Raw genomic sequence first — 5,062 nt, 5'->3', positions numbered from 1 at the left:
GGTCCGTTGGTCAAGGGGTTAAGACACCGCCTTTTCACGGCGGTAACACGGGTTCGAATCCCGTACGGACTATGGGTGTATCGCGGTTGATGGAAATAGGAATTAAAAAAAGTTAAAAAAACCTGTTGACAGAGAAAAGTGACTGTGATATACTAATATAGTTGTCGTAAGCGCGACAAAGACCTTTGAAAACTGAACAAGACGAACCAATGTGCAGGGCACTACAACATTAAGTTGTAGTACTGAACAATGAAAAAAACAATAAATCTGTCAGTGACAGAAATGAGTGAGAACTCAAACTTTTAATGAGAGTTTGATCCTGGCTCAGGACGAACGCTGGCGGCGTGCCTAATACATGCAAGTAGAACGCTGAAGGAAGGAGCTTGCTCTTTCCGGATGAGTTGCGAACGGGTGAGTAACGCGTAGGTAACCTGCCTGGTAGTGGGGGATAACTATTGGAAACGATAGCTAATACCGCATAACAGTAGATATCGCATGATAGCTGCTTAAAAGGTGCAATTGCACCACTACCAGATGGACCTGCGTTGTATTAGCTAGTTGGTGAGGTAACGGCTCACCAAGGCAACGATACATAGCCGACCTGAGAGGGTGATCGGCCACACTGGGACTGAGACACGGCCCAGACTCCTACGGGAGGCAGCAGTAGGGAATCTTCGGCAATGGACGGAAGTCTGACCGAGCAACGCCGCGTGAGTGAAGAAGGTTTTCGGATCGTAAAGCTCTGTTGTAAGAGAAGAACGAGTGTGAGAGTGGAAAGTTCACACTGTGACGGTATCTTACCAGAAAGGGACGGCTAACTACGTGCCAGCAGCCGCGGTAATACGTAGGTCCCGAGCGTTGTCCGGATTTATTGGGCGTAAAGCGAGCGCAGGCGGTTAGATAAGTCTGAAGTTAAAGGCTGTGGCTTAACCATAGTACGCTTTGGAAACTGTTTAACTTGAGTGCAAGAGGGGAGAGTGGAATTCCATGTGTAGCGGTGAAATGCGTAGATATATGGAGGAACACCGGTGGCGAAAGCGGCTCTCTGGCTTGTAACTGACGCTGAGGCTCGAAAGCGTGGGGAGCAAACAGGATTAGATACCCTGGTAGTCCACGCCGTAAACGATGAGTGCTAGGTGTTAGACCCTTTCCGGGGTTTAGTGCCGTAGCTAACGCATTAAGCACTCCGCCTGGGGAGTACGACCGCAAGGTTGAAACTCAAAGGAATTGACGGGGGCCCGCACAAGCGGTGGAGCATGTGGTTTAATTCGAAGCAACGCGAAGAACCTTACCAGGTCTTGACATCCCTCTGACCGCTCTAGAGATAGAGTTTTCCTTCGGGACAGAGGTGACAGGTGGTGCATGGTTGTCGTCAGCTCGTGTCGTGAGATGTTGGGTTAAGTCCCGCAACGAGCGCAACCCCTATTGTTAGTTGCCATCATTCAGTTGGGCACTCTAGCGAGACTGCCGGTAATAAACCGGAGGAAGGTGGGGATGACGTCAAATCATCATGCCCCTTATGACCTGGGCTACACACGTGCTACAATGGTTGGTACAACGAGTCGCAAGCCGGTGACGGCAAGCTAATCTCTTAAAGCCAATCTCAGTTCGGATTGTAGGCTGCAACTCGCCTACATGAAGTCGGAATCGCTAGTAATCGCGGATCAGCACGCCGCGGTGAATACGTTCCCGGGCCTTGTACACACCGCCCGTCACACCACGAGAGTTTGTAACACCCGAAGTCGGTGAGGTAACCATTTGGAGCCAGCCGCCTAAGGTGGGATAGATGATTGGGGTGAAGTCGTAACAAGGTAGCCGTATCGGAAGGTGCGGCTGGATCACCTCCTTTCTAAGGATAAGGAATGCACATTGGTCTTGTTTAGTCTTGAGAGGTCTTGTGGGGCCTTAGCTCAGCTGGGAGAGCGCCTGCTTTGCACGCAGGAGGTCAGCGGTTCGATCCCGCTAGGCTCCATTGGTGAGAGATCACCAAGTAATGCACATTGAAAATTGAATATCTATATCAAATAGTAACAAGAAAATAAACCGAAAACGCTGTAGTATTAATAAGAGTTTATGACTGAAAGGTCAAAAAAGTAAGGTTAAGTTAATAAGGGCGCACGGTGGATGCCTTGGCACTAGGAGCCGAAGAAGGACGTGACAAACGACGATATGCCTTGGGTAGCTGTAAGTAAGCGATGATCCAGGGATTTCCGAATGGGGGAACCCAACAGGTACTACCTGTTACCCATATCTGTTAAGGATATGAGGAGGAAGACGCAGTGAACTGAAACATCTAAGTAGCTGCAGGAAGAGAAAGCAAAAGCGATTGCCTTAGTAGCGGCGAGCGAAACGGCAGGAGGGCAAACCGAAGAGTTTACTCTTCGGGGTTGTAGGACTGCAATGTGGACTCAAAGACTATAGAAGAATGACATGGGAAGGTCAGCCAAAGAGAGTGAGAGCCTCGTATTTAAAATAGTCTTTGTACCTAGCAGTATCCTGAGTACGGCGAGACACGTGAAATCTCGTCGGAATCTGGGAGGACCATCTCCCAACCCTAAATACTCCCTAGTGACCGATAGTGAACCAGTACCGTGAGGGAAAGGTGAAAAGCACCCCGGGAGGGGAGTGAAATAGAACCTGAAACCGTGTGCCTACAACAAGTTCGAGCCCGTTAATGGGTGAGAGCGTGCCTTTTGTAGAATGAACCGGCGAGTTACGATATGATGCGAGGTTAAGTTGAAGAGACGGAGCCGTAGGGAAACCGAGTCTGAATAGGGCGCTTTAGTATTATGTCGTAGACCCGAAACCATGTGACCTACCCATGAGCAGGTTGAAGGTGCGGTAAGACGCACTGGAGGACCGAACCAGGGCACGTTGAAAAGTGCTTGGATGACTTGTGGGTAGCGGAGAAATTCCAAACGAACTTGGAGATAGCTGGTTCTCTCCGAAATAGCTTTAGGGCTAGCGTCGACATTAGAGATTCTTGGAGGTAGAGCACTGTTTGGGTGAGGGGTCCATCCCGGATTACCAATCTCAGATAAACTCCGAATGCCAATGAATTATGGTCGGCAGTCAGACTGCGAGTGCTAAGATCCGTAGTCGAAAGGGAAACAGCCCAGACCACCAGCTAAGGTCCCAAAATAATTGTTAAGTGGAAAAGGATGTGGGGTTGCACAGACAACTAGGATGTTAGCTTAGAAGCAGCTATTCATTCAAAGAGTGCGTAATAGCTCACTAGTCGAGTGACCCTGCGCCGAAAATGTACCGGGGCTAAAACAATTTACCGAAGCTGTGGATACCTTTATAGGTATGGTAGGAGAGCGTTCTATGTGTGGAGAAGGTGTACCGTGAGGAGCGCTGGAACGCATAGAAGTGAGAATGCCGGTATGAGTAGCGAAAGACAGGTGAGAATCCTGTCCACCGTAAGACTAAGGTTTCCAGGGGAAGGCTCGTCCGCCCTGGGTTAGTCGGGACCTAAGGAGAGACCGAAAGGTGTATCCGATGGACAACAGGTTGATATTCCTGTACTAGAGTATGTAGTGATGGAGGGACGCAGTAGGCTAACTAAAGCAGACGATTGGAAGTGTCTGTCTAAGCAGTGAGGTGTGAATTGAGTTAAATGCTTAATTCTATAACATTGAGCTGTGATGGGGAGCGAAGTTTAGTAGCGAAGTTAGTGACGTCACACTGCCAAGAAAAGCTTCTAGCGTTTAAACATACTCTACCCGTACCGCAAACCGACACAGGTAGTCGAGGCGAGTAGCCTCAGGTGAGCGAGAGAACTCTCGTTAAGGAACTCGGCAAAATGACCCCGTAACTTCGGGAGAAGGGGTGCTGACTTTACGTCAGCCGCAGTGAATAGGCCCAAGCAACTGTTTATCAAAAACACAGCTCTCTGCTAAATCGTAAGATGATGTATAGGGGGTGACGCCTGCCCGGTGCTGGAAGGTTAAGAGGAGTGCTTAGCGCAAGCGAAGGTATGAATTGAAGCCCCAGTAAACGGCGGCCGTAACTATAACGGTCCTAAGGTAGCGAAATTCCTTGTCGGGTAAGTTCCGACCCGCACGAAAGGCGTAATGATTTGGGCACTGTCTCAACGAGAGACTCGGTGAAATTTTAGTACCTGTGAAGATGCAGGTTACCCGCGACAGGACGGAAAGACCCCATGGAGCTTTACTGCAGTTTGATATTGAGTGTCTGTACCACATGTACAGGATAGGTAGGAGTCTATGAGATCGGGACGCCAGTTTCGAAGGAGACGTTGTTGGGATACTACCCTTGTGTTATGGCCACTCTAACCCGGATAGGTGATCCCTATCGGAGACAGTGTCTGACGGGCAGTTTGACTGGGGCGGTCGCCTCCTAAAAGGTAACGGAGGCGCCCAAAGGTTCCCTCAGAATGGTTGGAAATCATTCGCAGAGTGTAAAGGTATAAGGGAGCTTGACTGCGAGAGCTACAACTCGAGCAGGGACGAAAGTCGGGCTTAGTGATCCGGTGGTTCCGTATGGAAGGGCCATCGCTCAACGGATAAAAGCTACCCTGGGGATAACAGGCTTATCTCCCCCAAGAGTTCACATCGACGGGGAGGTTTGGCACCTCGATGTCGGCTCGTCGCATCCTGGGGCTGTAGTCGGTCCCAAGGGTTGGGCTGTTCGCCCATTAAAGCGGCACGCGAGCTGGGTTCAGAACGTCGTGAGACAGTTCGGTCCCTATCCGTCGCGGGCGTAGGAAATTTGAGAGGATCTGCTCCTAGTACGAGAGGACCAGAGTGGACTTACCGCTGGTGTACCAGTTGTCTTGCCAAAGGCATCGCTGGGTAGCTATGTAGGGAAGGGATAAACGCTGAAAGCATCTAAGTGTGAAACCCACCTCAAGATGAGATTTCCCATGATTTTATATCAGTAAGAGCCCTGAGAGATGATCAGGTAGATAGGTTAGAAGTGGAAGTGTGGCGACACATGTAGCGGACTAATACTAATAGCTCGAGGACTTATCCAAAGTAACTGAGAATACGAAAGCTTAAGGTTTTCTTGATATTTGATAGATATTCAATTTTGAGTA

2 tRNA genes and 2 rRNA genes are annotated in these 5,062 nt (G+C 49.5%); all 4 read left to right on the top strand.

The annotated features are described in order from the left end of the window. The 4 genes from ACWPUA_RS08150 (at position 1) to ACWPUA_RS08135 (ending at position 4,999) form a co-directional block, all read left to right on the top strand. A tRNA-Glu gene (locus ACWPUA_RS08150) sits at positions 1-72 on the top strand. 229 nt (positions 73-301) lie between these two features. Further along, positions 302-1,849 (top strand): 16S ribosomal RNA (locus ACWPUA_RS08145). Between the two features lie 50 nt (positions 1,850-1,899). Continuing rightward, positions 1,900-1,972 (top strand) — tRNA-Ala (locus ACWPUA_RS08140). A 125-nt stretch (positions 1,973-2,097) separates the two neighbouring features. Further along, positions 2,098-4,999: ribosomal RNA gene (locus tag ACWPUA_RS08135) — 23S ribosomal RNA — on the top strand. The 16S and 23S rRNA genes sit together here with 2 tRNA genes alongside, the layout of an rRNA operon. Positions 5,000-5,062: the final 63 nt, after the last annotated feature.

The sequence above is a fragment of the Streptococcus sp. Marseille-Q6504 genome (assembly GCF_965111625.1).
Note: the sequence above shows the minus strand (reverse complement) of the source record. Positions and strands in the feature narration are given on the sequence as shown.